Below are 23,000 nucleotides of genomic sequence, written 5' to 3'. Positions count from 1 at the left end.
AATCAGCCGAGCTTCCGGCCGATATCGAGGAATTTCTGCCGCCGCTGCCGTCGGATGCCATCGCCATCGAGATTGCGTAAATCGTTGAGCGCTTGCGCAATGGCGTCGCCGGTAGCCGCGATCATGGCCTTGGAGTCGCGATGGGCGCCGCCGGCGGGCTCTTTCAGGATCTGGTCGATCACTCCGAAGCGCAGCATGTCCTGCGCGGTGATCTTCATGCTGGTGGCGGCTTCCTGGGCCTTGGTGCCGTCCCGCCACAGGATCGAGGATGCCGCCTCCGGCGAGATCACGCTGTAGATCGCGTGCTCGAACATCAGCACGCGGTTTGCCGTGGTGATCGCGATCGCTCCGCCCGACATGCCCTCGCCAGTGATGATTGCGATATTGGGCACGCCCAGCGACAGGCAGGCGTCGGTGGAGCGGGCAATCGCTTCCGCCTGGCCGCGTTCCTCGGCGCCGATGCCGGGATAGGCGCCGGCCGAATCGACAATCGACAGCACGGGGATACCGAAACGGTCCGCCATCTCCATCAGCCGGACCGCCTTGCGGTAGCCTTCGGGGCGGGCCATGCCGAAATTGTGCTTGATCCGGCTTTCGGTGGTGGCGCCCTTTTCCTGGCCGATCACGCAGATGCTCTCGCCGCGGAAGCGGCCGAAGCCGCCCATCAGCGCCTCGTCCTCGCCGTACTTGCGGTCGCCCGCCATCGGTGTGAATTCCGGGATCAGCGCGGTGACGAAATCGGTGAAGTGCGGACGCTGCGGATGGCGCGCCACCAGCGTCTTCTGCCACGGCGTGAGGTTGGCGTAGAGGTCGCTCAGCGCTTGCGACGCCTTGTCCTCGATCCGCGAAATCTCATCGCCGATGTCGCTGCCGGTCGCGGCAAGCGCGCGCAACTCGTCGACCTTGGCCTCGAGTTCGGCGACGGGTTTTTCGAAGTCGAGGTAGCTGCGCATCTGATCCGGCATCAAATCAATATAGAGAGGAACATGCTTGCGGGCGAAGCGGTTTCGGTAGGGGGCAGAGAACGTTCGTATCTTCAACGATTTAGCGTGCATTCGGGGAGAATGCGCGCGGCTGGTTGCGGGCGGGTGACGGCTCTTTCGGGGGAGAAGCCGCCGAAGTCAAGGCGCCGCTGCGTTTTCGAACCTACTTCTCCGCCAGCGGATGCAGGTCGCGCACCAGGCTTTTCAGCCGCTCCTCGACCACATGGGTGTAGATCTGCGTGGTCGAGATATCGGTGTGGCCGAGCAGCGTCTGCACGATGCGCAGGTCGGCGCCGTTATGCAGGAGGTGGCTGGCAAAGGCGTGCCGCAGCACATGCGGGCTGACCAGCCGCGGCGCCAGGCCGGAGGCGGCGGCGAGCTCCTTGAGGTCGCGCGCAAAATGCTGCCGCGTCAAATGCCCGCTCTCGCCGAACGAGGGGAACAGCCATTTCGATGCGGCGGCGTTTTTCTTCTTCTCCGGCTTCATCACTTCCATTGCGGCCAGATAGTCGGCCATCGCCTGGCGCGAGGCTTCATTGAGCGGCACCAGCCGTTCCTTGTTTCCCTTGCCGCGCACCACGATCATGCGGGCGTCGCGGCGCGCGGCCGATAGCGGCAGCGAGACCAGCTCGGAGACCCGCAGGCCGGTGGCGTAGAGCACTTCCAGCAGGCAATACAGCCGCAGCGCGCGCAGCCGCTGCGCAGGCGAAACGTCCGTGCGCGTCAATTCCTGGGCGCGCGTCAGCATGCGGTCGACGTCCGAGATCGACAGCACCTTTGGCAGGCCGCGACCGCGTTTCGGACCCGACAGGATCGCCGCCGGATCGTCGCTGCGAATCCGTTCGTTCAGCAGGAAGCGGAACAAATGCCGCATCGCCGACAGCCGGCGGGCCACGCTGGAGGATTTGAAGCCGCGCGAATCGAGATCGGCGAGGTAGTCCCGCAGCGTTTGGGTCTCTGCGCCGGCAAAGCTTTGGCCGGCGTGCATGAGGAACTCGGAGAAATCGGTGAGGTCGCGGCGGTAGGCGTCGAGCGTATTGGCGCCCGCGCCCTGTTCGGCCGCGAGCATGTCGAGGAACAGGCTGGTCAGTTCGGCATCTGGGGGCTTGGAACGCATTCCAGGATGATAGCCCCTATTTCTTGAGGAACTTATCTGCGGGGATGGTGACGGTGATTTCCCGGGGCTTCGGGTTCACAAAATTCGCCAGCGCGAAAATGATGCCGTAGATGATTCCGGCGATCACGGCCACGACCGTCAGGAAGCGGAACAGGCTGGGCATCGGGAAGCCTCAGGTGGCAAATTAACCATTGAAATCATCGGGGAAGCAGGGCCCGACTACCTACATGTTCCTCCCGGCGTTGCAAGAGTCTCTGGCAACGGTATCGGCGGGGGTAGTATAGGTGGCGTGAACCGCGGAAAATCCACCGATGACAAGGTTTTGATGCCCGAGACAGCCACACCGGCACCCGCCAACGCACCCCAGGACGCCGCAATCACGGCGGCCCTCGGAAGGCGTTCGATCGTGCTGGTCGGCATGATGGGCGCCGGCAAATCCACCATCGGACGCCGGCTTGCCGGACGGCTGCGGCTGCCGTTCCTCGATGCCGATATCGAGATCGAGGCGGCGGCCGGGATGTCGATCCCCGATATTTTCGAAACCCATGGCGAGCCGCATTTCCGGGACGGCGAGGCGCGGGTGATCGCGCGACTGCTCGACAACGGCCCGGCCGTGCTGGCCACCGGCGGCGGCGCCTTCATGCGCGAGGAAACCCGCAACCGCATCCGCGACAAGGCGGTCTCGATCTGGCTCAAGGCCGATGCCGACATCATCATGCGCCGGGTCAAGCGTCGCGCCGACCGGCCGCTGTTGCAGACCGAGGATCCGGCTGCGACCGTTAGCCGTCTGCTCGAACAGCGCGAGCCGGTCTATCAGAACGCCGATCTGACGATCTGGTCGCGCGATGTGCCGCACGAACGAATTGTTGATGAATGTATCGAGGCCCTGCGCGCCCGGCTGTGCGGCGACGCGACGCCGCCGACCCAGCAAACAACCGACGGAATGAGCGTCACGTGATGACTGCGCCACTGAAGCATTCGAAACCGATCACCGTCGACGTCGCGCTCGGCGACCGCGCCTATGACATCATCATCGGCCGTGATGTGCTGCAGACGCTGGGCGGACGCGTCGCGGCGTTGCGGCCGGGGGTGCGGACCGCTGTTGTGACCGACCGCACCGTCGCAAAGCATTGGCTGGAGCAAACCGAAAGCTCGCTGGCGGCGGCCGGCATCGCCACCTCGCATGTCATCGTCGAGGAAGGCGAGGGCTCGAAGACCTATGCCGGACTGGAGAAGGTCTCGGAAGCGCTGATCGCGGCCAGGATCGAGCGCAACGATCTGGTGATCGCGCTCGGCGGCGGCGTGGTCGGCGATCTCGCAGGCTTTGCCGCGGCGATCCTGCGCCGCGGCGTCGATTTCGTGCAGGTGCCGACCTCATTGCTGGCGCAGGTCGATTCGTCCGTCGGCGGCAAGACCGGGATCAATTCGCCGCAGGGAAAAAACCTGCTCGGCGCGTTTCATCAGCCGGTTCTCGTGATCGCCGACACTTCGGTGCTCGACACCCTGTCGCCGCGCCAGTTCCGCGCCGGCTACGCCGAAGTCGCCAAATATGGCGTGCTCGGCGACGAGGCGTTCTTCACCTGGCTGGAAGCCAATGCCGCCGAGATCTTTTCGGGAAGTGCCGCGCGCGAGCACGCGATCGCAACCTCCTGCCGCGCCAAGGCCGCGATCGTATCGCGCGACGAGCGCGAGACCGGCGAGCGGGCGCTGCTCAATCTCGGTCATACCTTCGGCCACGCGCTGGAGGCGGCGACCGGTTTTTCCGATCGGCTGTTCCACGGCGAAGGCGTGTCGGTCGGCATGGTGCTGGCGGCGGAATTTTCCGCGCAGCTCGGCATGATCTCGCTGGCCGACGCCGCCCGGGTCGAACGCCACCTTGCTTCGGTGGGCCTGCCGACCCATCTGCAGGATATCGCCGGCTTTGCCCAGGAGGGTCTCGCCGATGCCGACGCGCTGATGACGCTGATGGCGCAGGACAAGAAGGTCAAGCGCGGCAAGCTGACCTTCATCCTGCTGGAGGCCGTGGGCCGCGCGGTGATTGCCAACGACGTCGAGCCCGCGCTGGTCCGCGATTTTCTTCAACGCAAGCTGGCGAAGACCTGAACTCTGTCCGGATGAATAACTTGGATTGGATCGCGCTCTCCATCGTCGTCGCCTGTCTCTTCGTCTCCGCGTTCTTCGCGGCGAGCGAGACCGCGCTGACCGGCGCCTCGCGCGCCAGCATGCTGCGGCTGTCGAAGCAGGGCAACCGCGAGGCCGGCGTGGTTTCCAGCCTCATCGCCATGCGCGAGCGCTTGATCGGAGCGCTCTTGCTCGGCAACAACATCGCCAATATCGGCGCCTCGGCGCTCGCGACCGGCATATTCACCGCCTGGTTCGGCGAGGTTGGCGTGCTCTATGCCACCGGCCTCATGACGGCGCTGGTCGTGATCTTTGCTGAGGTGCTGCCGAAGACCATCGCCATCAATGCGCCGGACCGGGTGTCGCTTCTGGTCGCCCGCCCGATGCGGCTGATGTTGTATCTGCTGGGCCCGCTGCTTGCCGTTGTCGAAGCGATCGTCCGACTGCTGATGCGGATGCTCGGCGTCAAGATCGGCCACAATCAGCCGCTGCTGTCGCCGACCGAGCGGCTGCGCGGTGCGGTCGATCTTCTGCATCACGAAGGCAACGTCGAAAAGCAGGACCGCGACATGTTCGGCGGCCTGTTGGACCTGCGCGAGCTGCAGGTGTCCGACGTGATGGTCCATCGCACCGAGATGGTGATGATCAATGCCGACCTGCCGCCGGAAGACCTGGTGCGCGAGGTGCTGGCGACCGAATATACCCGCATTCCCTTGTGGCGCGACAAGCCGGAAAACATCATCGGCGTGCTGCACGCCAAGGACCTGTTGCGGGCGATCCGGGCCTCCGAAGGCGACACCGCCAAGATCGACGTCTCGACCATCGCGCTGCCGCCATGGTTCGTGCCGGAGATGCGGTCGGTGTCCGAACAGCTGAAGGCGTTCCGCCGCCGCAAGACCCACTTCGCGCTCGTCGTCGACGAGTATGGCGAGGTCGAAGGCATGGTGACGCTGGAGGATATTCTGGAAGAGATCGTCGGCGATATCTCCGACGAGCACGACGTGGTGGTGGCCGGCGTCCGCGCCCAGCCCGACGGCTCGGTCGTGGTCGATGGTTCGGTGCCGATCCGCGATCTCAACCGCGCGATGGATTGGCATCTGCCCGACGAGGAAGCGACCACCATCGCGGGGCTGGTGATTCACGAGGCGCGTTCGATCCCTGAGCGCGGCCAGAGTTTCACCTTCCATGGTTTCCGCTTCCGCGTGCTTCGCCGCGAGCGCAACCGCATCACCGCGCTGCGGATCGTGGCGGTGCCGCGCGAGGCCGAAACCGAAGAGAAAAAGCCGAAGCGGGCGGGGACGGCGTTCTGAGCGCGGGTCCTCGTCACCAATTCAGAGGCAGGTGGCAGGAACCCTGAGCCAGTTGGCACAGGTGGATTGCCGCGCCGGTCTTGACGGCTATCCCGGTTCCCAAAAGCAGCAGGATGCAGCCCAGCGTGGAATACGGGCTCTCGCCGCTCCGTTGCGAATGATTGTCCATGACCGCACCAAAATAACAGGAAATCGCCCAAGCCCGCGCATCGCGCGCCGTTTCCTGCGGCCAATATGAAAAGGCCGGCGTAGGAATTCCAGACGAACGGCGCGGTCACGTCATAAAGGCCGAATAAGTGTCACTGCGCTCAACCCCGTCACCCGTTGAGGCCGCGGTGCGGCCGTCTCGAAGGGCACAGGTGACGGATTTCGGAGAGATTATTCGATATCGATGCTGACGCCGCTGAGCTTCCAGGTGCCGTCGGCCGGAATGAACCCAAACTGGTACTTCACCTGCTTGGGCGTCGTCTCGAAATGGCCTTTCAGCCGCAACACGCCCTTCTCGTCGATTTTGGCGTCTTCGTCGGAAACGATCGGCTTTGCGACCACGGCGTCGAATACGGCGTGCTTCTCGATCAAATCCTTGAAGACCGTCCGCAGCTTTTCCGGCGGAAACTGGTCGCGGAACGGCTTTGATATTTTGGCGTGGAATACCGTGAAATTGTCCGCCGCCACCGCGTCGTTGAGCGACACCAGGATGCTCTTGACCAGAACCTCCTGTACGAACGGGCTCGGCATGTCCTGCGCCGAGGCCTTGTCCGCGCCGCATACGGCAACGACGGCAGCTGCAAATCGCAGATGTGCCCAATGAACCATCGGACTGCCCCTTCGATTGTCGGCGACGCCCCGGGGTAAGCCTGATCCCCGTTCCAAAGGAACCGGTTCATCGCCTGCGCGATTATCCAAAATAATGGAAAACGGCGGTGGCGTCTGCCGCGATCTGGATCAGCGCGGGCGAGCCTCGCCGAATTCAGCCGGCGTTTTCCCCCGACGCCTCCGCCTTGATCGCCAGCGCGTGCACCGAGCCCTCAAGTTCCGCCGAAAGCGTCGCGTTAATCATGCGGTGGCGTTCGATCCGGCTCTTCCCTTCGAAGGCGGGCGACACAATATAGACCCTGAAATGCGTCTCGCCGCCCGGCCGGTGGCCGGCATGGCCCTCATGCAGATGTGATTCGTCCGCGACGTCGAGGCTTTCCGGCGTGAAAGCTTCACGCAACTTGTTTATGATAGCGTCCCTGGTGCTCATGGCGGCGGCAATACGCTCCAAAGCCGCTTTTCGTCAATGGCGCATCCACAGTTGAGGTATTGTCAATGTCAAGACTTGAAGCCTTGGGCATTGCGTAGTCAAAGTTAGCTATGGCGATTGATTCATCCAAATTCTTCGACTCCATTCGCATCAAGCCCAACAAGCTGAGCGCGAAGCAGCAGGCGCAGGCGCGGGAAGAATCCGCGATGTGCGAGTGGGCGGGTTGCCCGAACAAGGGGCCGCACCGGGCGCCGAAGGGCCGTGAGAACTCGAAAGAGTACTGGCACTTTTGTCTCAACCACGTCCGCGAATACAACCAGTCCTACAATTTTTTCCAGGGCATGAATGCCGACGCCGTCGCGCGCTACCAGAAGGATGCGCTGACCGGCCATCGTCCGACCTGGAAGATGGGCGCCAACGGCGGCAAGAAAGGCAAGGCAGGCGCCGAGGCCGATCTGGACGCGGCCGCCGATCCATTCAGCATGTTCAGCGAACTCAACGGCCGTGGCCGCTGGCGGCCGGGCCCGGGCGGCGCGGCCGGCGAGGCCAAGCCTGAGACCCGGAAGGTGATGAACGCCGAGCGCAAGGCGCTGCAGGTGATGGGGCTCGGCCCCGACGCGACGCTGGAAATCGTCAAGGCAAAATACAAGGCGCTGGTGAAGCAGCACCACCCCGACGCCAATGGCGGCGACCGCTCCACCGAGGATCGCCTGATCGAGATCATCAAGGCGTATAATTATCTCAAGACCGTGGTGCGCGGCGCGAGCTAGTCTCTCGTCGCCCCTGCGAAAGCAGGGGCGCCCATAGCCACCGGCGCTAATTGTTTACACAAGGCGTCTACCAGACCATCCAATCGATGGGCCGCGGCGTATGGGTCGCTGCTCCCGTGCGCAACTGCGCACGAGGCAGGGACGACGGTGGGAACTGCAGTCTGCTGTCGCTCACTTCAAAAATGCCTTAGCCGCGCGACGAATCCGGCATCGCTCCGATATAGGCCGAACTCGGCCGGATCAGCCGGCCGCCGCGCTGCTGCTCGCGGGCGTGTGCGGTCCAGCCGGCCGCACGCGCGACCGCGAAGATCGGCGTGAACGCCTGCCGCGGGATTTTCAGCGCATCGAGCAGGATCGCGGTGAAGAATTCCACATTGGTGTCGAGCGGACGGTCCGGGTTTTTCTGCCGCAACGCCGCGCGGATATAGGCTTCGACTTCGCCGGCGAACGGCAGGTCGGTGCCATCGACCGCAAGCCGCTCGATGGCCTCCTTGAGCACATCGGCGCGCGGATCGCGCCCGCGATAGACACGGTGGCCAAAGCCCATCAGCCGTTCGCCGCGTTTAAGCGCGCTGTCGACCCATGGCCTGATGCGCTCGCGTGAGCCGATCGCGTCGAGCATTTCCAGCACCGGCTCCGGCGCGCCGCCATGCAGCGGTCCGGTCAGCGCACAATATCCACCGGTGACGGCTGCGAACAAATCGGCCTGGGTCGAGGCGATGACGCGCGTCGTAAAGGTCGATGCGTTCATGCCGTGATCGCACACGGTGACGAAATAGGCGTCGAGCGCCGCGACCTCGCGTGCACCGGGTTTGCGGCCCAGCATCATCGACAGCGTATCGGCGGCATGGCTGAGCGTCGCATCCGGTGCGATGGGGTCGTTGCCGCGGGCGCGCTGGACCAGCGCGCCGGCGATGACCGGAAACGCGCCGACGATGGTGGCCTCATGCGGCAGTCCATTTTCGGCGCGCAGCCCTGCGATCGCGGCCCGGAAACCATCGACGACCGACAGCCCACGGGTAATTCCGAGCAGGTCCGGCAACCGGGCAAAGGCGCGTTCGCGGGCGGCCCCCAGTGCGGCGCGGACCGCGGCCTCGCCGACCGGCTGGCCGGTTCCGCCGCTCCATAACCTTGCTGTGACACCTTCGAAGCCGGTCTTGCGGGCGAGGTCGCCGACGCGCTCGCCGGCAATGATCAGTTCGCCGCGCTCGCCATCGACATGGCTCAGCACGGTTTCGGCGGCCGGTACGCCGTCGAGGCCGATCGGGGTTTTGGAAAGCTGGATGTTCATGACGGGTCTCCTTTGTTGTCCCGCAAAAAATCGGCCCTCTCGACAGATTGATCAATCTTGATTATGTAAATCAATATGAAAAAATCCGCAGGGCTTTACCTCTCCGCCCGCGAGGCCTCGGCCGAACTCGCGGTCTCCCCGGCGACGCTCTACGCCTATGTCAGCCGCGGGCTGATCCGCTCGGAGCCGTTGTCGGATTCGCGCAGCCACCGTTACCGGACCGAGGACATCCGCACGCTGAAGGAGCGGCGCGTGCCGTCGCCGGAACCGCGCGGCCTCAGAAGCTTCGATGCTGATTTGCCGGTGATGGATTCGGCGATTGCGACCATCACCGAGGACGGCCCGATCTACCGCGGCGTCAACTGCGTCGATCTCGCGGAAAAAGACACGCTGGAGCATGCCGCGACGCTGCTGTGGGATGTCGCCGGCGTCGATCCGTTCGCGGCCGATAACGATCCGCAGATTTCCGAGGAGATGCGCGCGATCGCCGACGCCGCGCGCCGCGCCGCGCCGATCGATCGCGCCATCGCCGTGCTGGCGCTCGCGGCCAGCGCCGATCCGCGGGCGTTTACCCGCGCCGCTGACGGGCGCGCCATGGTCGGTGCGCGCATTCTGCGGCTGGTGGTCGCGACCATGCTCAACACCGCGCCGTCGTCGCAGCCGCTCCATCTGCAGATTGCGCAGGCCTGGGCGCCTGACAACAAACATGCCGCCGATCTGATTCGCCGCGCGCTGGTGCTGCTGGCCGATCACGAATTGAACGCCTCGACCTTCACCGTGCGGTGCGCGGCTTCGACCGGACTGAACCTGTATGACGCCGTGATCGCGGGTCTCGTCGCCTTGAAAGGCCCGAAGCATGGCGGCGCCGGCGTGCTGGCCTCGCGGCTGGTCAGGACGCTGGTCGATAACGACGTCGCGCCCGTCATCCGCGAACGGGTTGCGCTCGGTGAACGCTTCGCGGGCTTCGGTCACGGCGTTTACAAGCGTGGCGATCCGCGCGCCATTTCAATGCTGGAAGCGCTGGCGCGCGCCGGCGCCGCGCGAAAATTCACAAGGGAAATCCCGGAGCGGATCGCGGAAGCCACCGGCGAGTTCGTCAACATCGATTATGCGCTGGCGGTGCTGGTGCACAGTTTGCGGCTGCCCGCAGGCAGCGAATTGGCGTTATTTGCCATGGCGCGCACGGTCGGCTGGATCGCGCATGCAAGCGAACAGCTGCAGCACGGCGGGCTGATCCGCCCGCGCGCACGCTATGTCGGCCCGGCGCCGGGGCGAGGGATGGCATCGAACGACAGGTGAGGCTACTCGGCGGGCTTGGCCGGCTCGATCACGCCGCCGCCGTGACGGCGGCGGATGGTCCAGATCGCGAGCGCGACAATCAACGCGCCGCCGAGCACCGCAAACATCCAGAGATGCTTGCCGACATGCTCATGATGCGGCAGGCCGGCATATTCGTGCAGCGCCGAGACCGCGAGCACGCCCGGCAGCACATGCGCCGGCGCCCAGGCCAGAATCGCGGGAACGTTGACACCGTAGAATCGCAACGGCGGCATCCCGAGCGCACCGGCTGTGATCGGCACGAAAGCGCGGATCGGCGGCACGAATCGCGCAAAGAACACCGCCAATGCGCCCCAGCGATTGAAGAACGCCTCGCTTTGCGCCACCATGCCCGGATAATTCGTCATCGGCCAGGCGCTGAGGATCTCGCGTTGCGAGCGATGGCCGACCCAGAATGCGGTTCCGTCGCCGAGCAAAGCGCCGGCGGCAGCCGCCGCCAATACCGGCCCGAACTGCAACTCGCCGCCGGGCACCAACGCGCTCAGGGCGAGGATGATGGTCGAGCCCGGAACCAGCGAGCCGACCACCGGGACGGCTTCCAGCAGGGCGGCAAGGAACAGCGTGAGGTAGGCCAACCACGCATGGGCCGAGACGAACGCAATCAGGGGATCAAGGAATGAAGTCACAAGGTTCCTGTCTCAATAAGGGATAAGGGCGAGATGCTTGATGTTCAGAGGTAACAACTCGAGGCGGAGGTAGAAAGTGCCATCCAGCCCCACCGGTTCCGGGTGGGGGCGGCCCGGCCGCCGGTAAAAGTGCGGCGTGATTCGCAGGGCAGCCCTCCAAAAATCGAGTTCAGCACCTATCTCAATGATAAGGCAACGGAACTTTGATTGTGCCGCGGGCTTCTGCCGGCCGTTGCTCTCTGCTAGGTTTGTGCCTGCACCCATCCGCAGCCATGCCGCAAATCTGGTTTCGGGAACGCCCGGGACCTCGGAGGATTGATGACGACCGCCGCCATGACCAAAACTATCGAGCCCGTCGGTTTGCCTGACATGAAGGTGTCGGTCCGGCAGGTGTTCGGTATCGACAGCGACCTTGAGGTGCCGGCTTATTCCGAAGTCGATCCGCACGTACCCGACGTCGATTCGGATTACCGTTTCGATCGCGCCACCACGCTCGCGATCCTCGCCGGCTTTGCCAAGAACCGCCGGGTGATGGTGACCGGCTATCACGGCACCGGTAAATCGACCCATATCGAACAGGTCGCCGCGCGGCTGAACTGGCCCTGCGTGCGCGTCAATCTCGACAGCCACATCAGCCGTATCGATCTGGTCGGCAAGGACTCCATCGTCGTCAAGGACGGCAAGCAGGTTACGGAATTCCGTGACGGCATTCTGCCCTGGGCGCTGCAGCACAATATCGCGCTGGTGTTCGACGAATATGACGCCGGCCGTCCCGACGTGATGTTCGTGATTCAGCGCGTGCTGGAAGTCTCCGGCCGTCTGACCCTGCTCGACCAGAACAAGGTGATCAAGCCGCATCCGGCGTTTCGCCTGTTCTCGACCGCCAACACGGTGGGTCTCGGCGATACCTCCGGCCTCTATCACGGCACCCAGCAGATCAACCAGGGCCAGATGGACCGCTGGTCGATCGTCACCACGCTGAATTATCTGGCGCATGACGAGGAAGTAGAAATCGTGCTGGCGAAAGCGCATCACTACCGCACCCAGGAAGGCCGCGACATCGTCAACAAGATGGTGCGGCTCGCGGACCTGACCCGCAACGCATTCGCCAATGGCGATCTCTCGACGGTGATGAGCCCGCGCACGGTGATCACCTGGGCCGAGAACGCCGATATCTTCACCGACATCGGCTTTGCGTTCCGCGTCACCTTCCTCAACAAATGCGACGAACTGGAACGGCCGCTGGTGGCTGAATTCTATCAGCGCTGCTTTAACGCAGAGCTGGCCGAGAGTTCAGTGAACGTGGCGCTCAGCTAGTCCATGCCGTCCATTTCCGTCGAGCGCACCATTGGAAAGACCAAGAAAGCGGTGCTCGGCGGACTTATCGGCTACAACACCGAGAAGATGGGGAAGCAAAAATACAAACGCCTCGCCGTCTCACTGACCGAAGGCAACAAGATCGTCGGTGGGATTGTCGGGGAGGTCTGGACCACGGTGCTGTTCATACAGTTGTTCTGGATCGAGCAGAAGCTTCGCGGCAAGGACTATGGAACAAAGCTGATAAGGGCGATTGAAGACGAAGCGAGACGCTTTGGGGCGACGAAGTCTTATCTCGACACGATGAGTTTTCAGGCGCCGGGCTTCTACCGCGCATGCGGCTATGAGGAATTCGGTTCGATCGAAGGCTATCCGGGCGGCGTGACGCGCCATTGGTTCACAAAAACGCTATGAGCACATCCAACCCCAAATTCCGCACCGGGTCGAAGGAAGCGCCGACCGAACCGTTCAAGCGCGCGGTGACGTCGTGCCTGCGCGCGATCGCGAAAAAGCCGGAGCTCGAAGTGACGTTCGCCGCCGAACGGCCGGGTCTGGCGCCGGGCAAGGCGCGGCTGCCGGAGCCGGCGCGCAAGATGACCCGGCGGGATGCGGCGATCGTGCGCGGCCACGCCGATTCGATCGCGCTGAAACTCGCCTGCCACGATCCCAAGGTTCACCGCAAGCTGATGCCGGGAAATCCGCAGGCGCGCGGCGTGTTCGAGGCGGTCGAGCAGGCCCGCGTCGAAGCGATCGGCTCGCGCCGGATGGCCGGCGTGGCGAAAAACCTCACCGCGATGCTCGACGATCATTTCCATCGCGGCAAGTTCGACGAGATCACCGATCGCGCCGATGCGCCGCTGTCGGATGCCTTGGCGATGCTGGTGCGCGAACGCCTGACTGGCCTGGCGCCGCCTGCAGCTGCGAAAAAAATGGTCGATCTCTGGCGCCCGGTACTGGAAGACAAGATCGGCGCGCGCCTCGACAAGTTGAGCCGCGTCACCGAAGATCAGGCCAGGTTCGGTGACCTCGTGCATGACCTGTTATCTGCGCTCGACCTCGGCGATGACCGCAACGCCGATGCCGACGACGACGAGAACCAGGACGAGAATCAGGACGGCGAGAACGATCAGTCCGGTGCCGAAGGCTCGCCCGATAGCGACGCCGCGCAGGAGATGAGCGCCGATCAGGCGCAGGCGACCACCGACGAGATGTCGGAGAGCGCGATGGAGAGCGCTCAGGCCTCGACCAGCGACACCTTCGACGACGGTGAACTCGGCGACGACGAGACGCCGGGCGAAGCGACGCGGCCGAATTCACGCGGCGCCAACGAGCCGCGCGGGCCGGAATATCATGCCTTTGCGCCGAAATTCGACGAGGTGATCGCGGCCGAAGACCTCTGCGACCACGACGAACTGGAGCGGCTGCGCTCCTATCTCGACAAGCAGCTCGCGCATCTGCAGGGTATCGTCGCCCGCCTCGCCAACCGGCTGCAGCGCCGCCTGATGGCGCAGCAGAACCGCGCCTGGGAGTTCGATCTCGAAGAGGGCATTCTCGACCCCGCCCGGCTGTCGCGCGTGGTCACCGATCCCTATCATCCGCTGTCCTTCATGCACGAGAAGGAAGCGACCTTCCGCGATACCGTGGTGACGCTGCTCTTGGACAATTCCGGCTCGATGCGCGGCCGCCCGATCACGGTCGCCGCGACCTGCGCGGATATTCTGGCGCGCACGCTGGAGCGCTGCGGCGTCAAGGTCGAGATTCTTGGCTTCACCACGCGTGCCTGGAAGGGCGGGCAATCGCGCGAAGCGTGGCTCGCCGCCGGCAAGCCGGCCAATCCGGGTCGCCTGAACGATCTGCGCCACATCATCTACAAATCCGCCGATGCCCCGTGGCGTCGCGCGCGCAAGAATCTCGGCTTGATGATGCGCGAAGGTCTGCTCAAGGAAAACATCGACGGCGAGGCGCTGGACTGGGCGCACAAGCGTCTGCTCGGCCGCTCCGAGCAGCGCAAGATCCTGATGATGATTTCCGACGGCGCGCCGGTCGACGACTCCACTCTGTCGGTCAACCCCGGCAATTACCTCGAGCGGCATCTGCGCCACATCATCGAGGAGATCGAGACCCGCTCGCCGGTCGAATTGATCGCGATCGGCATCGGTCACGACGTCACCCGCTATTATCGGCGCGCGGTCACCATCGTCGACGCCGAAGAACTTGGCGGCGCCATCACCGAAAAGCTCGCCGAACTGTTCAGCGAGACCCACGGCGCGGCGCCCGCGACACATGGCCGGCCGCGCCGCTTGCATTCCTGAGAGATGCGCTCGCGTCTTAGCCGCCGCCGCTTCCTGAACTTCACGGCGGCGGGGCTTTCGGCGATGACGATGCCTGCCGTCGCGCGGGCGCAAACCGCCGTCCAGCCGCCGTCGAAACCATTCAAGCCCGACGAATATTCGGTCACCGCGCCAGTTTCGATCGAGGTCAACGCCCGGCCGTTGCCCGCGTTCGATACCCGCGATCGCTCGCATGTGCGGTTCGGTTCGCTGGAATACCGCAGCGGGTTAATTCTGACCTCGGCGTTTCATGGTTTTGGCGGACTGTCGGGAATAAGGCTCGACGCCAAGGGCGAGCGCTTCATCGCCATCAGCGACAAAGGGAGCTGGTTCACCGGCCGCATCGTCTACACGGGCCGGGAGATGACGGGTCTTGAAGATGTCGAGGCGTCGCCGATGCTCGGCCCCGACGGCAAGCCGATCACCAGCCGTCGCTGGTATGATTCCGAATCGATCGCGCTGGACGGCTCGTTCGTCTATATCGGCCTCGAGCGCGCCAATCAGGTGCTGCGGTTCGATTTCTCCAAGGGCTTTACGCGCGCATCCGGCGAGGTCGTGCCGATGCCGCCGGCGGTGCGCAAGCTGCCGAACAACAAGGGACTCGAGGCGCTGGTTTGGGTGCCGAAGGGGCTGCCGCTGGCGGGGACGCTGATCGCGATCTCCGAGCGCGGCCTCGATGCCAACGGCAACATCATCGCGTTCCTGGTCGGCGGCAAGACGCCGGGCCAGTTCAGCGTCCGCCGCACCGACAATTTCGACGTCAGCGACGCGGTGCTGCTGCCGCCAAGCGATCTGTTGCTGCTGGAGCGGAAATTTTCCTGGCTCGGCGGCATCGGCATCCGGATCCGTCGCGTCGCGCTCGCGTCCGTGGCCCCCGGCGCCCTGATCGATGGCCCCGCGATCTTCAACGCCGATCTCGGCGACGAGATCGACAACATGGAGGGCATCGACGCCCATGTGACGCCGGAAGGCGACACCGTGCTGACCCTGGTCTCCGACGACAATTTCTCGCCGATCCAGCGCAATCTGCTGCTGCAGTTCACGCTGGTGGAGTGATATTCGAACTTGTTCGGGCTTTGCGCCGACCAACGATCCCGGCTTTGCGCGCAGCATGGGCGCTTACGGAAAAGTGACCGACAAATCGGACGATGGCAGGTGGTTCGTCGAATTCTCCGCCGAGGCCGATTGCATGCTGATGCCGGGCAACCGCTATCGTATCGTTGATCTGCGGGTCGGCAAATTCGGCGAATAGTGCCGCCAGCGGAATGGTTCTTGCATCGCTCTGGCCAGTGAAATCGGAGCGTTTGATGAACACATCCATTCGAATCGTCTGCGTGCTGGCGGGTCTCTTCGCCGTCACCACGGGGCATGCGGAAACCTGGCCGTCCCGGCTGATCAAGGCGACCATCCCGTTCGGCGCCGGCAGTGCGGCCGATGTGGTGCCGCGGCTGCTGTTCGATCGTCTCGCGATCGAACTCGGCCAGCCGATCGTGATCGAGAACCGCGCCGGCGCCGGCGGAACGCTCGGCTCGGGTCAGGTGGCGAAGGCCGATCCCGACGGCTACAGCATCCTCTCCAATTCCAACGCGCTGACGATTGCCCCGGCCATCTTCCCAAACCTTGCGTTCGACGCCACTCACGACCTCGCCTCGGTACTGATGATCGGCTCCAGCGCCAACGTGATGATCGTGCCGAATTCGCGGCCCTGGAAAACCATCCAGGATTTCATCGCCGACGCCAAGGCCAAGCCTGGCTCGATTTCGTTCGGCTCGGTCGGCATCGGCAGCGCCGTGCATATCAGCACCGAGAAATTCCGCCTCGCCGCCGGCTTCGAGGCCACGCACGTGCCCTATCGCGGCGGGTCGGAAGTCATCGCCGATATTCTGGGCGGCCGGATCGACCTGTATTTCTGTCCGCTCGCGACCGCGCTGCCGTTGATCCGCGAGGGCCAGGTCCGCGCGCTGCTGGTATCGACGCCCAAACGCGTTCCCGATCTGCCCGATGTGCCCGGTACGGTCGAGATCGGCTTGAAGGATGCCGACAGCGTGATCTGGTTCGGCGTGTTCGTGCCGGCGAAGACGCCGCGCGACATCGTCGAGAAACTCCATATCGCAGGTGAAAAGGTGCTGGCCGATCCGGCGACGCAGGAGAACCTGAAGAAACTCGGCATCGAGCCGCTGCCGATGACGCCGGCCGCGATGGATGATTTCGTCAAGCGCGAGACGGCGGCTAACTTCGCGCTGATCAAGGCCACGGGCATCAAGCAGTAGGGGGAGGGTTGCACAAGGCGCGGGTTGAGGAGCGGGGGGTGCATGACTACACAGGAAGCGACACCTTCCCTCGCATCCGGACATCCCCCCATGAGCGTATTGTTTTCCCCGATCAAGCTGCGCGGTTTGAACCTGCCCAATCGCATCATGGTATCGCCGATGTGCCAGTACTCGGCCGTCGATGGCGAGGCCAATGACTGGCATTTTACGCACATCAACTCGCTGGCGCTGTCGGGGGCCGCGATGTTCTGCATCGAGGCCACCCATGTGGAAGCGATCGGCCGCATCACGCCGGGCTGTCTCGGGCTGTACAACGACGCCACCGAAGCCGCGCTGAAGCCGATCCTGGCCTCGGTGCGCAAGCGCTCCAAAACCGCGGTTGCGATGCAGCTTGCACATGCCGGGCGCAAGGGCTCGAGCCATACGCCGTGGGACGGCGGGCAGCAGATCCCGGTCGCCGAGGGCGGCTGGCAGGCGGTGGCGCCGTCGGCGATTGCGCACAAGGCAGGCGAGGCCGCGCCGCTGGAACTCGATGCGGCGGGCCTTGCGCGAATCCGCGACGCCTTCGTTGCTGCCGCAAAACGCGCCGAGCGGCTCGGCATCGACGCGCTGGAGCTGCACGGCGCCCATGGTTATCTGCTGCACCAGTTCCTGTCGCCGATCTCCAACAAGCGCAGCGATCAATATGGCGGATCGCTCGAAAACCGCATGCGCTTTCCGCTGGAAGTGTTCGACGCGGTGCGCGCGGTGTTTCCGGCGACGAAACCGGTCGGCATGCGGGTCTCCTCGACCGATTGGGTCGAAGGCGGCTGGGATCTCGCGCAGACCATCGAATTCGTCACGGAACTGAAGAAGCGCGGCATCGACTGGATCGACGCGTCGTCCGGCGGCGTCTCGCCGCTGCAGAAAATCCCGCTCGGCCCCGGCTATCAGGTGCCGTTCGCGCAAGCGATCAAGCAGGCCACCGGCGTCACCACCATCGCGGTCGGCCTGGTCACCGAGGCGAAGCAGTCCGAGGACATCGTCGCTTCCGGCAAGGCCGACATGGTCGCGCTCGCCCGCGGCATGCTCTACGACCCGCGCTGGGGCTGGCACGCCGCCGCCGAACTCGGCGGCCAGGTCGAGGCGCCGCCGCAATATTGGCGCTCGCAACCCGCGACGCAAAAGGCGCTGTTCGGCGCCACCACGTTCGGGACGCGGTGAGGGGTCCGGCACAGGGGCGCGCCTCAATTAATCCCCGGCGCCGACGGCGTCGAGCGAACCTGCCAGAATCGCAGCAGCCGGCGCGCGTTCTCGAGTGTCAGTTTCGCGAACGCGCTTTTGGCCCTGGCGAGTTCATGCGGCCCCATCGCGCCGGACGCAAACCGGCTTTCCAAAACGGCTGCGACCGTGTCCCAGCCGAGGCCCGCCACCCGGCACGGAATCAGGATGCCGTCGTCGCGCAGGCTCTGCATCAGCGGACGGATGACGTCGACGGTCGATTGCGACAGCACCGCGAGGGCCGCCACCGTCTCCTCGTATTTCCGCTGCCGCGCGAAGCCGAGCAACGCCGCTTCATGAAGCTGGCCGCTTCTGTTGAGCAGTTCGACATGATGCCGCGCCGCCTGGAAGTCGCGCACTTTTGCCATCTCGCGGCCGGCGCCGGCCGATGCGGCGGCGATGGCGCTGCGGATTTCCTCGAACAGATGCGGCGGCGCGCGCGACAACAGCCGCGACCGCACCGCCTCGGTGGCGCTGCGCAATAATTGCTGCCGGAGCTCCGACGGCAGATCGACCCGGATACCCATGTCGACCGCAAGCTCGGGATCGGTTTCGGCCTGCGCCAGCACGATGGCAAATCCGCTTGCCGAAACCCGCGCGCCGGGATTGTTGACGAGTCTGCGGCTGACGCTCGGATAGTGCCGCGCCAGCAGCGCGTCGGTGACCACTTCCTTCAGCCACCAGCGGCCGGAAATCGCCAGCAGATGCTGCTCGCCTTTGGAGCCTGCGAGTTCGACCAGATCGTCGTCGCTAAGCCGCGCCGATTCGGTCAGCACCGGGCCGGCGACGGAAATCTCGTGATGCCGCGCCAGATGGCGGATCACCTCCGGCGGCGCCTTCGGCACCGAAGCCAGCTGCGTGCTCATTTCGGCGAGCGCAATGCGCGCGCTGACGTCGGTGAGCGCGCGGATCTCGATGGTCCGGATCAGGCGTTCGAGCACGTCGCCGAACAGCTCGATCTGTTCGCCATTGCAGCCGTCGGCGGACAACAGAAACAGGTCCGTCACGCGCTTGAAGGTTTCGAGGTGCTTTTCCGCCGAGCCGGCCCTGATGGCGGCTTCAACTTCGTCGGCGATCGATCGGTCCAACATCGCTCGTCCTGAGCGTTTTAAAGCCAATTCTGGCAGGCGCGCGATCATCTTGGAAATAGCTGAACGTTCGGTAAATGCATTCTTTCTTTGCGCTGAGCGAGGGGGACTCTCCGCGAGTCCGAATGCGTGGATCGAGCCCCTCACCCCGACCGTTCTCCCGTCATTGCGAGGAGCACTTGCGACGAAGCAATCCATTCTTTCCCTGCGTTGAGGCATGGATTGCTTCGCGGAGCCTGTCATCGGGCGCGCATTCGCGCGACCCGGTGGCTCGCAATGACGGGTGTGGTGGCGGTGCCGCGTTCTCCAACCCAGGTTGTCGTACCCCGCGAAAGCGGGGCGAGGGGGCCGACTGACCGCGCGGCACGCTGTTCTCTCGTCATTGCGAGGAGCGAAGCGACGAAGCAATCCATTCTTTCTTTGCGCCGCGCGATGGATTGCTTCGCTTCGCTCGCAATGACGGGTGTGTTGGCGGCAATATTCAATCCTCAAACACCATCCTTCGTTGGTTTGCCGCCGTTCACCTCGCCCTGCTTGCGGGGAGAGGTCGGCGCGTAGCGCCGGGTGAGGGGGACTCTCCGCGAGTCCAACTTCGTGGATAGAGCCCCTCACCCCAACCCTCTCCCCGCGAAGAGCGGGGCGAGGGAGCCGACCGTCCGTGCGGCGCGATCTCGAATTCAATCCTCAAACCTCATCCTTCGCTGGTTCGACCGCCGCCACCCCCTCCGTCGGGCCCGCCGGCATCGGGATCACCTGGTGCGTCGCCGGAAAATTCACCGGCTTGTACTTCAGCGCCGGATCGTTCATCCGCTGGATCACGGACTCGTGGATGAACGCGCCGTCCGGAATCGGGCGCGGCTCGGCGTCCGGAATGTAGAACCCGAAATACACCTTGCGCGCCGGCCATTCCCTGTATTTCGCCAGTTTCGGGATGAATTCGAGCAGCCACCAGGCGCCGTGCAGCGAATTGTGCAACTGGTCCCTGAAGTCGGGCTTGACGTAGTGGAACGGGCTACCTTTCCTGTCCTTGCCCCAGGCCAGCGTGTTGACGGTGCGCTGGTCGACCTTGAGCCCGCATTTGACGGCCTCGTCGATCATCCAGATCAGCGGATATTTCGACAGCCCGCTCTGCTTCTCGGGGTAGCCGCCGCCGATGTCGGAATGCACGCCGGCGAACCAGCACTGCAGGATATCCTGCGGCTCGGCATTGTGGGTCAGGCTGAAGCGGTTGTGCATGAAGGTCTGCGGCTGGTCCCATTTCTTCAGGCGGAACATGCAGCGGCGCTCGTCGATCGAGATCGCCTGCCGGAACGTCTGCACGCTCGGATTCTGCAGCGTGAACGCCAGCTCTTCGAAGCTCGGCACGTAGAACCGGTCGGGCCGCGGCACGATCACGCTCGCCACCGTGTCCCAGACGCCGACGAAGCGGATGGTCGGCCATCGCGTCGACAGGATGCGCGCGAACTGTGCCGCCTGGTCGTCCTTGTTCGCGGGCAGCGGCCCGTCGGCGTCAACGGCGGTATCGGTCAGCGCCGTCAGGTCGGCGCCATGCTGGCCGTCGCTGGAAAACTGCTTGTAGGAGGTGAGCCCGGATCCTGCGAGGTTGGCCTGCTCCGGCGAAATCAGCCCGACCTTGTGGATCAGGCCCGCCAGCACGCGCACGGTGTAGGCGCCGCGGGAAAAGCCGAACAGGTAGATCTGGTCGCCTTCGCGGTAATTGTGCACCAGGAAGTGATAGGACTGCAGCACCTTGTCATCGAGGCCATAGCCGGTGGCGAGCCCCAGGATGGCGCTGAAATCCTGCCGCAGCTTGTGCCACGGGTCCGGCCGCGCCAGCGTGCCGACGCCGGGATCGTAGAACACGAGCTGGCGCGGCTCGGTCTTGGCGGTCTTGCGCAGGCAGCGATAGAGCTTGAGCACATTGGAAATGTTCTCGTTGATTTCGTTGCCCGTGCCGTCGCAGCAAATGATGATGTTCCGCTTCGCCGTTTCAGTCGTTTCCGTCATGCCGCAGCTCCCGCGCTTTTGCGTCGCTCTCAACCACAGGATGCTAGGTTCCGGGTGAGCGGGCAAGGGGGAATTCGGCGCTCGCCCAACATCGTCATTGCGAGGAGCGTAGCGACGAAGCAATCCATTCTTTCTTCGCGTGGCGGCATGGATTGCTTCGCTTCGCTCGCAATGACGGATGTGCGGATGATCGGCTATGAATTCTTCCGGCACACCTCCGCGATCCCGCCGCCCAATCCGCGCGAGTTTTCCAAAAACATCGCACCATCTGAAAATCAGAGGGCGCAGGGAAATGCCGGGGGCGCGCTGCACCCGCGGTCTCGTGTGCAAGATTGTGCAAAGAAACGCACACGAGCATACAGGTTCAGCGGAGGCACCCCGGCATTCCCTGCGCAATGGTTTTACGGCTTATAACGCGCTCTCCCCGGCGACGAATTCCTTTTGCCACCGTCATCCGCGGATTAAAGGCTTGCGCAAAGCCCGGTCGGGCCCGCAAAACCTCCGCGGACTTGACACCAGCAACGGGTGCCAGGACCACACGCCTTCGCCGTCCGCCTCAGCGCCGTTCGTCAGCGTTTCATTGGGACTGCTCACGGAGTTGACCCGCCCTGCCGCCCAATTCCGCGCCTGACGCTGCAAGCGTCCACCGCATCCCGCCCCACGTCCGTGACGATCGCGAGCGCCCCTCTGGGGGACGGGACGGCGGGAGTTCTACCGGTGATTTGGGGTCGGCGCGAAGAGGAATATTTTTGCGGAAGGGGCTGGACTCGGACATCGCGGAACGCGGCAAGTGATTTGCCCGTCGGGCAAAATCATTATGTCGCCGTCCGCTTCAGCGCCGTTCGTCTAGGGTTTTGTTGTGCCGCTCACGGAGCTTATCATCCGAGTTGTTCGATGGATAATCGGCCTAGATCAGGAAGCACTTAACTCAGGACTGGGATCGCTGGCGGTGGCTTCCGTCGAAGTCTCCACATCGGTGGTGACGCCAAGCAGCTCGTCCGCTTCCATCTCTGGAAGAACCTCTACCGTTCTAAGCTTTCGGTCTATAGCTCTTCGCCGCTTGGCCACGTCGTCGATGGTACTAGAGGCCTCTTGGAGTTTCTTTTGAACCTTATCAAGTATGGCACCATATTTCCCAAACTCGCTTTTAACTGCTCCAAGGATTTGCCAAACCTCACTCGATCTCTTTTGAATTGCGAGCGTGCGAAAGCCCATCCGCAAGCTGTTTAGAAGCGCGAGCAAGGTTGTGGGACCTGTAATGATGATACGAAAGTCGCGCTGGAGGGAGTCTACCACTCCAGGCCGTCGAATTATTTCGGCATAGAGTCCTTCGGTAGGCAAAAACAAAATAGCAAAGTCTGTACTGTAGGGCGGATGAACATATTTAGTGCAGATCTCGTCAGCAGAATGGCGAATGCGAGCCTCAACGGCCTTTGCCGCGACCTCCACAGCCTCCAAGTCTCCCCGGTCAGACGCATCCACGAGTCTCTCGTAATCTTCAGTAGGAAATTTCGCGTCAATTGGGAGCCAGAGCGGCCCACCTTCACCCCCAGGTAGCTTGATCGCAAACTCAACTCTTTGATTGCTGCCGGGTCTAACCTCAACGTTCTTTTCATATTGGTCCGGCGCCATTGCGTGCTCAAGAATATTAGCGAGTGTAACTTCGCCCCACGTTCCGCGTGCTCGAACGTTGGTCATCATGCGTTTTAGGTCGCCCACCCCAGTGGCTAAGGTTTGCATCTCGCCCAAGCCGCGGAAGACCTGTTCGAGCTGATCGCTCACGACCTTGAAACTATTAGCCAAACGCTGCTCCAACGTATCGTGGAGTTTCTCTTCGACCGTCGCACGCATTTGTTCGAGCTTGGCAGCATTGTCGTTTCTGATCGTTTCGAGCCTGTGAGCTGCACCCGGTTCTGTTGACACCTG

At 63.8% G+C, this 23,000-nt stretch carries 22 protein-coding genes; 11 read left to right on the top strand and 11 right to left on the bottom strand.

The window, feature by feature from the left end; genetic code table 11:
• Positions 1-2: 2 nt before the first annotated feature.
• From NL528_RS43955 to NL528_RS43945, 3 genes are all read right to left on the bottom strand, one after another.
• A complete protein-coding gene (locus tag NL528_RS43955) occupies positions 3-965 on the bottom strand; it encodes an acetyl-CoA carboxylase carboxyltransferase subunit alpha (RefSeq protein WP_309185270.1) in 963 nt (320 codons plus the stop codon).
• A gap of 181 nt (positions 966-1,146) precedes the next feature.
• On the bottom strand, positions 1,147-2,100 hold the full coding sequence (gene xerD, locus NL528_RS43950; RefSeq protein ID WP_309180562.1) for a site-specific tyrosine recombinase XerD: 954 nt from the start codon (positions 2,098-2,100) through the stop codon (positions 1,147-1,149).
• 16 nt (positions 2,101-2,116) lie between these two features.
• A complete protein-coding gene (locus NL528_RS43945; RefSeq protein WP_074272649.1) occupies positions 2,117-2,263 on the bottom strand; it encodes a histidine kinase in 147 nt (48 codons plus the stop codon).
• Positions 2,264-2,425: 162 nt separating this feature from the next.
• Here NL528_RS43945 and NL528_RS43940 point away from each other — a divergent pair, with 162 nt between their 5' ends.
• From NL528_RS43940 to NL528_RS43930, 3 genes are read left to right on the top strand one after another with little or no spacing between them, the layout of a single operon-like run.
• Entirely contained in the window at positions 2,426-3,058 is a 633-nt protein-coding gene (locus tag NL528_RS43940) for a shikimate kinase (protein WP_309180561.1), read from the top strand.
• Positions 3,058-4,203 carry a 3-dehydroquinate synthase gene (aroB, locus tag NL528_RS43935; RefSeq protein WP_309180560.1) on the top strand — a complete coding sequence of 382 codons (1,146 nt, stop codon included), beginning with the start codon at positions 3,058-3,060 and terminating at the stop codon, positions 4,201-4,203. The genes NL528_RS43940 and aroB overlap by 1 nt, the downstream gene beginning before the upstream one ends.
• A gap of 11 nt (positions 4,204-4,214) precedes the next feature.
• A complete protein-coding gene (locus NL528_RS43930; RefSeq protein ID WP_375143959.1) occupies positions 4,215-5,531 on the top strand; it encodes an HlyC/CorC family transporter in 1,317 nt (438 codons plus the stop codon).
• Positions 5,532-5,909: 378 nt separating this feature from the next.
• On the opposite strand, the gene NL528_RS43925 is transcribed toward NL528_RS43930, so the two are convergent.
• Together NL528_RS43925 and NL528_RS43920 are read right to left on the bottom strand one after the other, a co-directional pair.
• Positions 5,910-6,347 carry a hypothetical protein gene (locus NL528_RS43925; RefSeq protein WP_309180558.1) on the bottom strand — a complete coding sequence of 146 codons (438 nt, stop codon included), beginning with the start codon at positions 6,345-6,347 and terminating at the stop codon, positions 5,910-5,912.
• A gap of 154 nt (positions 6,348-6,501) precedes the next feature.
• Positions 6,502-6,777 carry a BolA family protein gene (locus NL528_RS43920; protein ID WP_309180557.1) on the bottom strand — a complete coding sequence of 92 codons (276 nt, stop codon included), beginning with the start codon at positions 6,775-6,777 and terminating at the stop codon, positions 6,502-6,504.
• Positions 6,778-6,887: 110 nt separating this feature from the next.
• Between NL528_RS43920 and NL528_RS43915 the strand changes: the two genes are divergently transcribed.
• On the top strand, positions 6,888-7,547 hold the full coding sequence (locus NL528_RS43915; protein ID WP_074272653.1) for a J domain-containing protein: 660 nt from the start codon (positions 6,888-6,890) through the stop codon (positions 7,545-7,547).
• Between the two features lie 187 nt (positions 7,548-7,734).
• Here NL528_RS43915 and NL528_RS43910 read toward each other — a convergent pair whose 3' ends face one another.
• On the bottom strand, positions 7,735-8,838 hold the full coding sequence (locus NL528_RS43910; RefSeq protein WP_309180556.1) for a citrate synthase/methylcitrate synthase: 1,104 nt from the start codon (positions 8,836-8,838) through the stop codon (positions 7,735-7,737).
• Positions 8,839-8,913: 75 nt separating this feature from the next.
• Here NL528_RS43910 and NL528_RS43905 point away from each other — a divergent pair, with 75 nt between their 5' ends.
• Positions 8,914-10,137: a citrate synthase family protein gene (locus NL528_RS43905; RefSeq protein ID WP_309180554.1), complete on the top strand. Its 1,224-nt coding sequence runs from the start codon at positions 8,914-8,916 to the stop codon at positions 10,135-10,137.
• 2 nt (positions 10,138-10,139) lie between these two features.
• Here NL528_RS43905 and NL528_RS43900 read toward each other — a convergent pair whose 3' ends face one another.
• On the bottom strand, positions 10,140-10,802 hold the full coding sequence (locus NL528_RS43900) for a DedA family protein (protein ID WP_309180553.1): 663 nt from the start codon (positions 10,800-10,802) through the stop codon (positions 10,140-10,142).
• 318 nt (positions 10,803-11,120) lie between these two features.
• On the opposite strand from NL528_RS43900, the gene cobS reads away from it, so the two are divergent.
• From cobS to NL528_RS43880, 4 genes are read left to right on the top strand one after another with little or no spacing between them, the layout of a single operon-like run.
• A complete protein-coding gene (gene cobS / locus NL528_RS43895; protein WP_309180552.1) occupies positions 11,121-12,119 on the top strand; it encodes a cobaltochelatase subunit CobS in 999 nt (332 codons plus the stop codon).
• 3 nt (positions 12,120-12,122) lie between these two features.
• The gene (locus tag NL528_RS43890; RefSeq protein WP_309180550.1) at positions 12,123-12,533 is read left to right on the top strand and encodes a GNAT family N-acetyltransferase; all 411 of its coding nucleotides are present in this window, start codon (positions 12,123-12,125) and stop codon (positions 12,531-12,533) included.
• On the top strand, positions 12,530-14,431 hold the full coding sequence (gene cobT / locus NL528_RS43885; RefSeq protein WP_309180549.1) for a cobaltochelatase subunit CobT: 1,902 nt from the start codon (positions 12,530-12,532) through the stop codon (positions 14,429-14,431). Before NL528_RS43890 ends, cobT begins: the two co-directional genes overlap by 4 nt.
• A 3-nt stretch (positions 14,432-14,434) precedes the next feature.
• On the top strand, positions 14,435-15,505 hold the full coding sequence (locus NL528_RS43880; RefSeq protein WP_309180548.1) for an esterase-like activity of phytase family protein: 1,071 nt from the start codon (positions 14,435-14,437) through the stop codon (positions 15,503-15,505).
• Here NL528_RS43880 and NL528_RS43875 read toward each other — a convergent pair.
• A complete protein-coding gene (locus NL528_RS43875) occupies positions 15,489-15,770 on the bottom strand; it encodes a hypothetical protein (RefSeq protein ID WP_309180547.1) in 282 nt (93 codons plus the stop codon). The two genes, NL528_RS43880 and NL528_RS43875, sit on opposite strands and share 17 nt — an antisense overlap.
• Here NL528_RS43875 and NL528_RS43870 point away from each other — a divergent pair.
• The gene (locus NL528_RS43870; RefSeq protein WP_309180546.1) at positions 15,757-16,719 is read left to right on the top strand and encodes a tripartite tricarboxylate transporter substrate binding protein; all 963 of its coding nucleotides are present in this window, start codon (positions 15,757-15,759) and stop codon (positions 16,717-16,719) included. The genes NL528_RS43875 and NL528_RS43870 overlap by 14 nt on opposite strands.
• Positions 16,720-16,809: 90 nt before the next feature.
• Positions 16,810-17,922, top strand: coding sequence for an NADH:flavin oxidoreductase/NADH oxidase (locus tag NL528_RS43865; RefSeq protein WP_309180545.1), 1,113 nt, complete (start codon positions 16,810-16,812; stop codon positions 17,920-17,922).
• A 23-nt stretch (positions 17,923-17,945) separates the two neighbouring features.
• Here NL528_RS43865 and NL528_RS43860 read toward each other — a convergent pair whose 3' ends face one another.
• From NL528_RS43860 to NL528_RS43850, 3 genes are all read right to left on the bottom strand, one after another.
• Positions 17,946-19,070 (bottom strand): DUF2336 domain-containing protein, encoded by a 1,125-nt coding sequence (locus NL528_RS43860; protein ID WP_309180544.1) that lies wholly within the window; start codon positions 19,068-19,070, stop codon positions 17,946-17,948.
• Positions 19,071-19,751: 681 nt separating this feature from the next.
• Positions 19,752-21,074: a DUF2235 domain-containing protein gene (locus tag NL528_RS43855; RefSeq protein WP_309180543.1), complete on the bottom strand. Its 1,323-nt coding sequence runs from the start codon at positions 21,072-21,074 to the stop codon at positions 19,752-19,754.
• A gap of 912 nt (positions 21,075-21,986) precedes the next feature.
• Positions 21,987-22,997, bottom strand: coding sequence for a DNA recombination protein RmuC (locus tag NL528_RS43850; protein WP_309180542.1), 1,011 nt, complete (start codon positions 22,995-22,997; stop codon positions 21,987-21,989).
• Positions 22,998-23,000: the final 3 nt, after the last annotated feature.

Origin of the sequence: Bradyrhizobium sp. Ash2021 (genome assembly GCF_031202265.1) — a bacterium.
Lineage (GTDB): Bacteria > Pseudomonadota > Alphaproteobacteria > Rhizobiales > Xanthobacteraceae > Bradyrhizobium.
This window is presented reverse-complemented; position numbering and strand designations above follow the sequence as displayed.

Bases quoted from the DNA above. Each gene is read 5' to 3' on its own strand.
- NL528_RS43955 (WP_309185270.1), bottom strand. From the start codon at position 965: ATGCCGGATCAGATGCGCAGCTACCTCGACTTCGAAAAACCCGTCGCC.
- xerD (WP_309180562.1), bottom strand. From the start codon at position 2,100: ATGCGTTCCAAGCCCCCAGATGCCGAACTGACCAGCCTGTTCCTCGAC.
- NL528_RS43945 (WP_074272649.1), bottom strand. From the start codon at position 2,263: ATGCCCAGCCTGTTCCGCTTCCTGACGGTCGTGGCCGTGATCGCCGGA.
- NL528_RS43940 (WP_309180561.1), top strand. From the start codon at position 2,426: ATGCCCGAGACAGCCACACCGGCACCCGCCAACGCACCCCAGGACGCC.
- aroB (WP_309180560.1), top strand. From the start codon at position 3,058: ATGACTGCGCCACTGAAGCATTCGAAACCGATCACCGTCGACGTCGCG.
- NL528_RS43930 (WP_375143959.1), top strand. From the start codon at position 4,215: ATGAATAACTTGGATTGGATCGCGCTCTCCATCGTCGTCGCCTGTCTC.
- NL528_RS43925 (WP_309180558.1), bottom strand. From the start codon at position 6,347: ATGGTTCATTGGGCACATCTGCGATTTGCAGCTGCCGTCGTTGCCGTA.
- NL528_RS43920 (WP_309180557.1), bottom strand. From the start codon at position 6,777: ATGAGCACCAGGGACGCTATCATAAACAAGTTGCGTGAAGCTTTCACG.
- NL528_RS43915 (WP_074272653.1), top strand. From the start codon at position 6,888: ATGGCGATTGATTCATCCAAATTCTTCGACTCCATTCGCATCAAGCCC.
- NL528_RS43910 (WP_309180556.1), bottom strand. From the start codon at position 8,838: ATGAACATCCAGCTTTCCAAAACCCCGATCGGCCTCGACGGCGTACCG.
- NL528_RS43905 (WP_309180554.1), top strand. From the start codon at position 8,914: ATGAAAAAATCCGCAGGGCTTTACCTCTCCGCCCGCGAGGCCTCGGCC.
- cobS (WP_309180552.1), top strand. From the start codon at position 11,121: ATGACGACCGCCGCCATGACCAAAACTATCGAGCCCGTCGGTTTGCCT.
- NL528_RS43890 (WP_309180550.1), top strand. From the start codon at position 12,123: ATGCCGTCCATTTCCGTCGAGCGCACCATTGGAAAGACCAAGAAAGCG.
- cobT (WP_309180549.1), top strand. From the start codon at position 12,530: ATGAGCACATCCAACCCCAAATTCCGCACCGGGTCGAAGGAAGCGCCG.
- NL528_RS43880 (WP_309180548.1), top strand. From the start codon at position 14,435: ATGCGCTCGCGTCTTAGCCGCCGCCGCTTCCTGAACTTCACGGCGGCG.
- NL528_RS43870 (WP_309180546.1), top strand. From the start codon at position 15,757: ATGAACACATCCATTCGAATCGTCTGCGTGCTGGCGGGTCTCTTCGCC.
- NL528_RS43875 (WP_309180547.1), bottom strand. From the start codon at position 15,770: ATGGATGTGTTCATCAAACGCTCCGATTTCACTGGCCAGAGCGATGCA.
- NL528_RS43865 (WP_309180545.1), top strand. From the start codon at position 16,810: ATGAGCGTATTGTTTTCCCCGATCAAGCTGCGCGGTTTGAACCTGCCC.
- NL528_RS43860 (WP_309180544.1), bottom strand. From the start codon at position 19,070: ATGTTGGACCGATCGATCGCCGACGAAGTTGAAGCCGCCATCAGGGCC.
- NL528_RS43855 (WP_309180543.1), bottom strand. From the start codon at position 21,074: ATGACGGAAACGACTGAAACGGCGAAGCGGAACATCATCATTTGCTGC.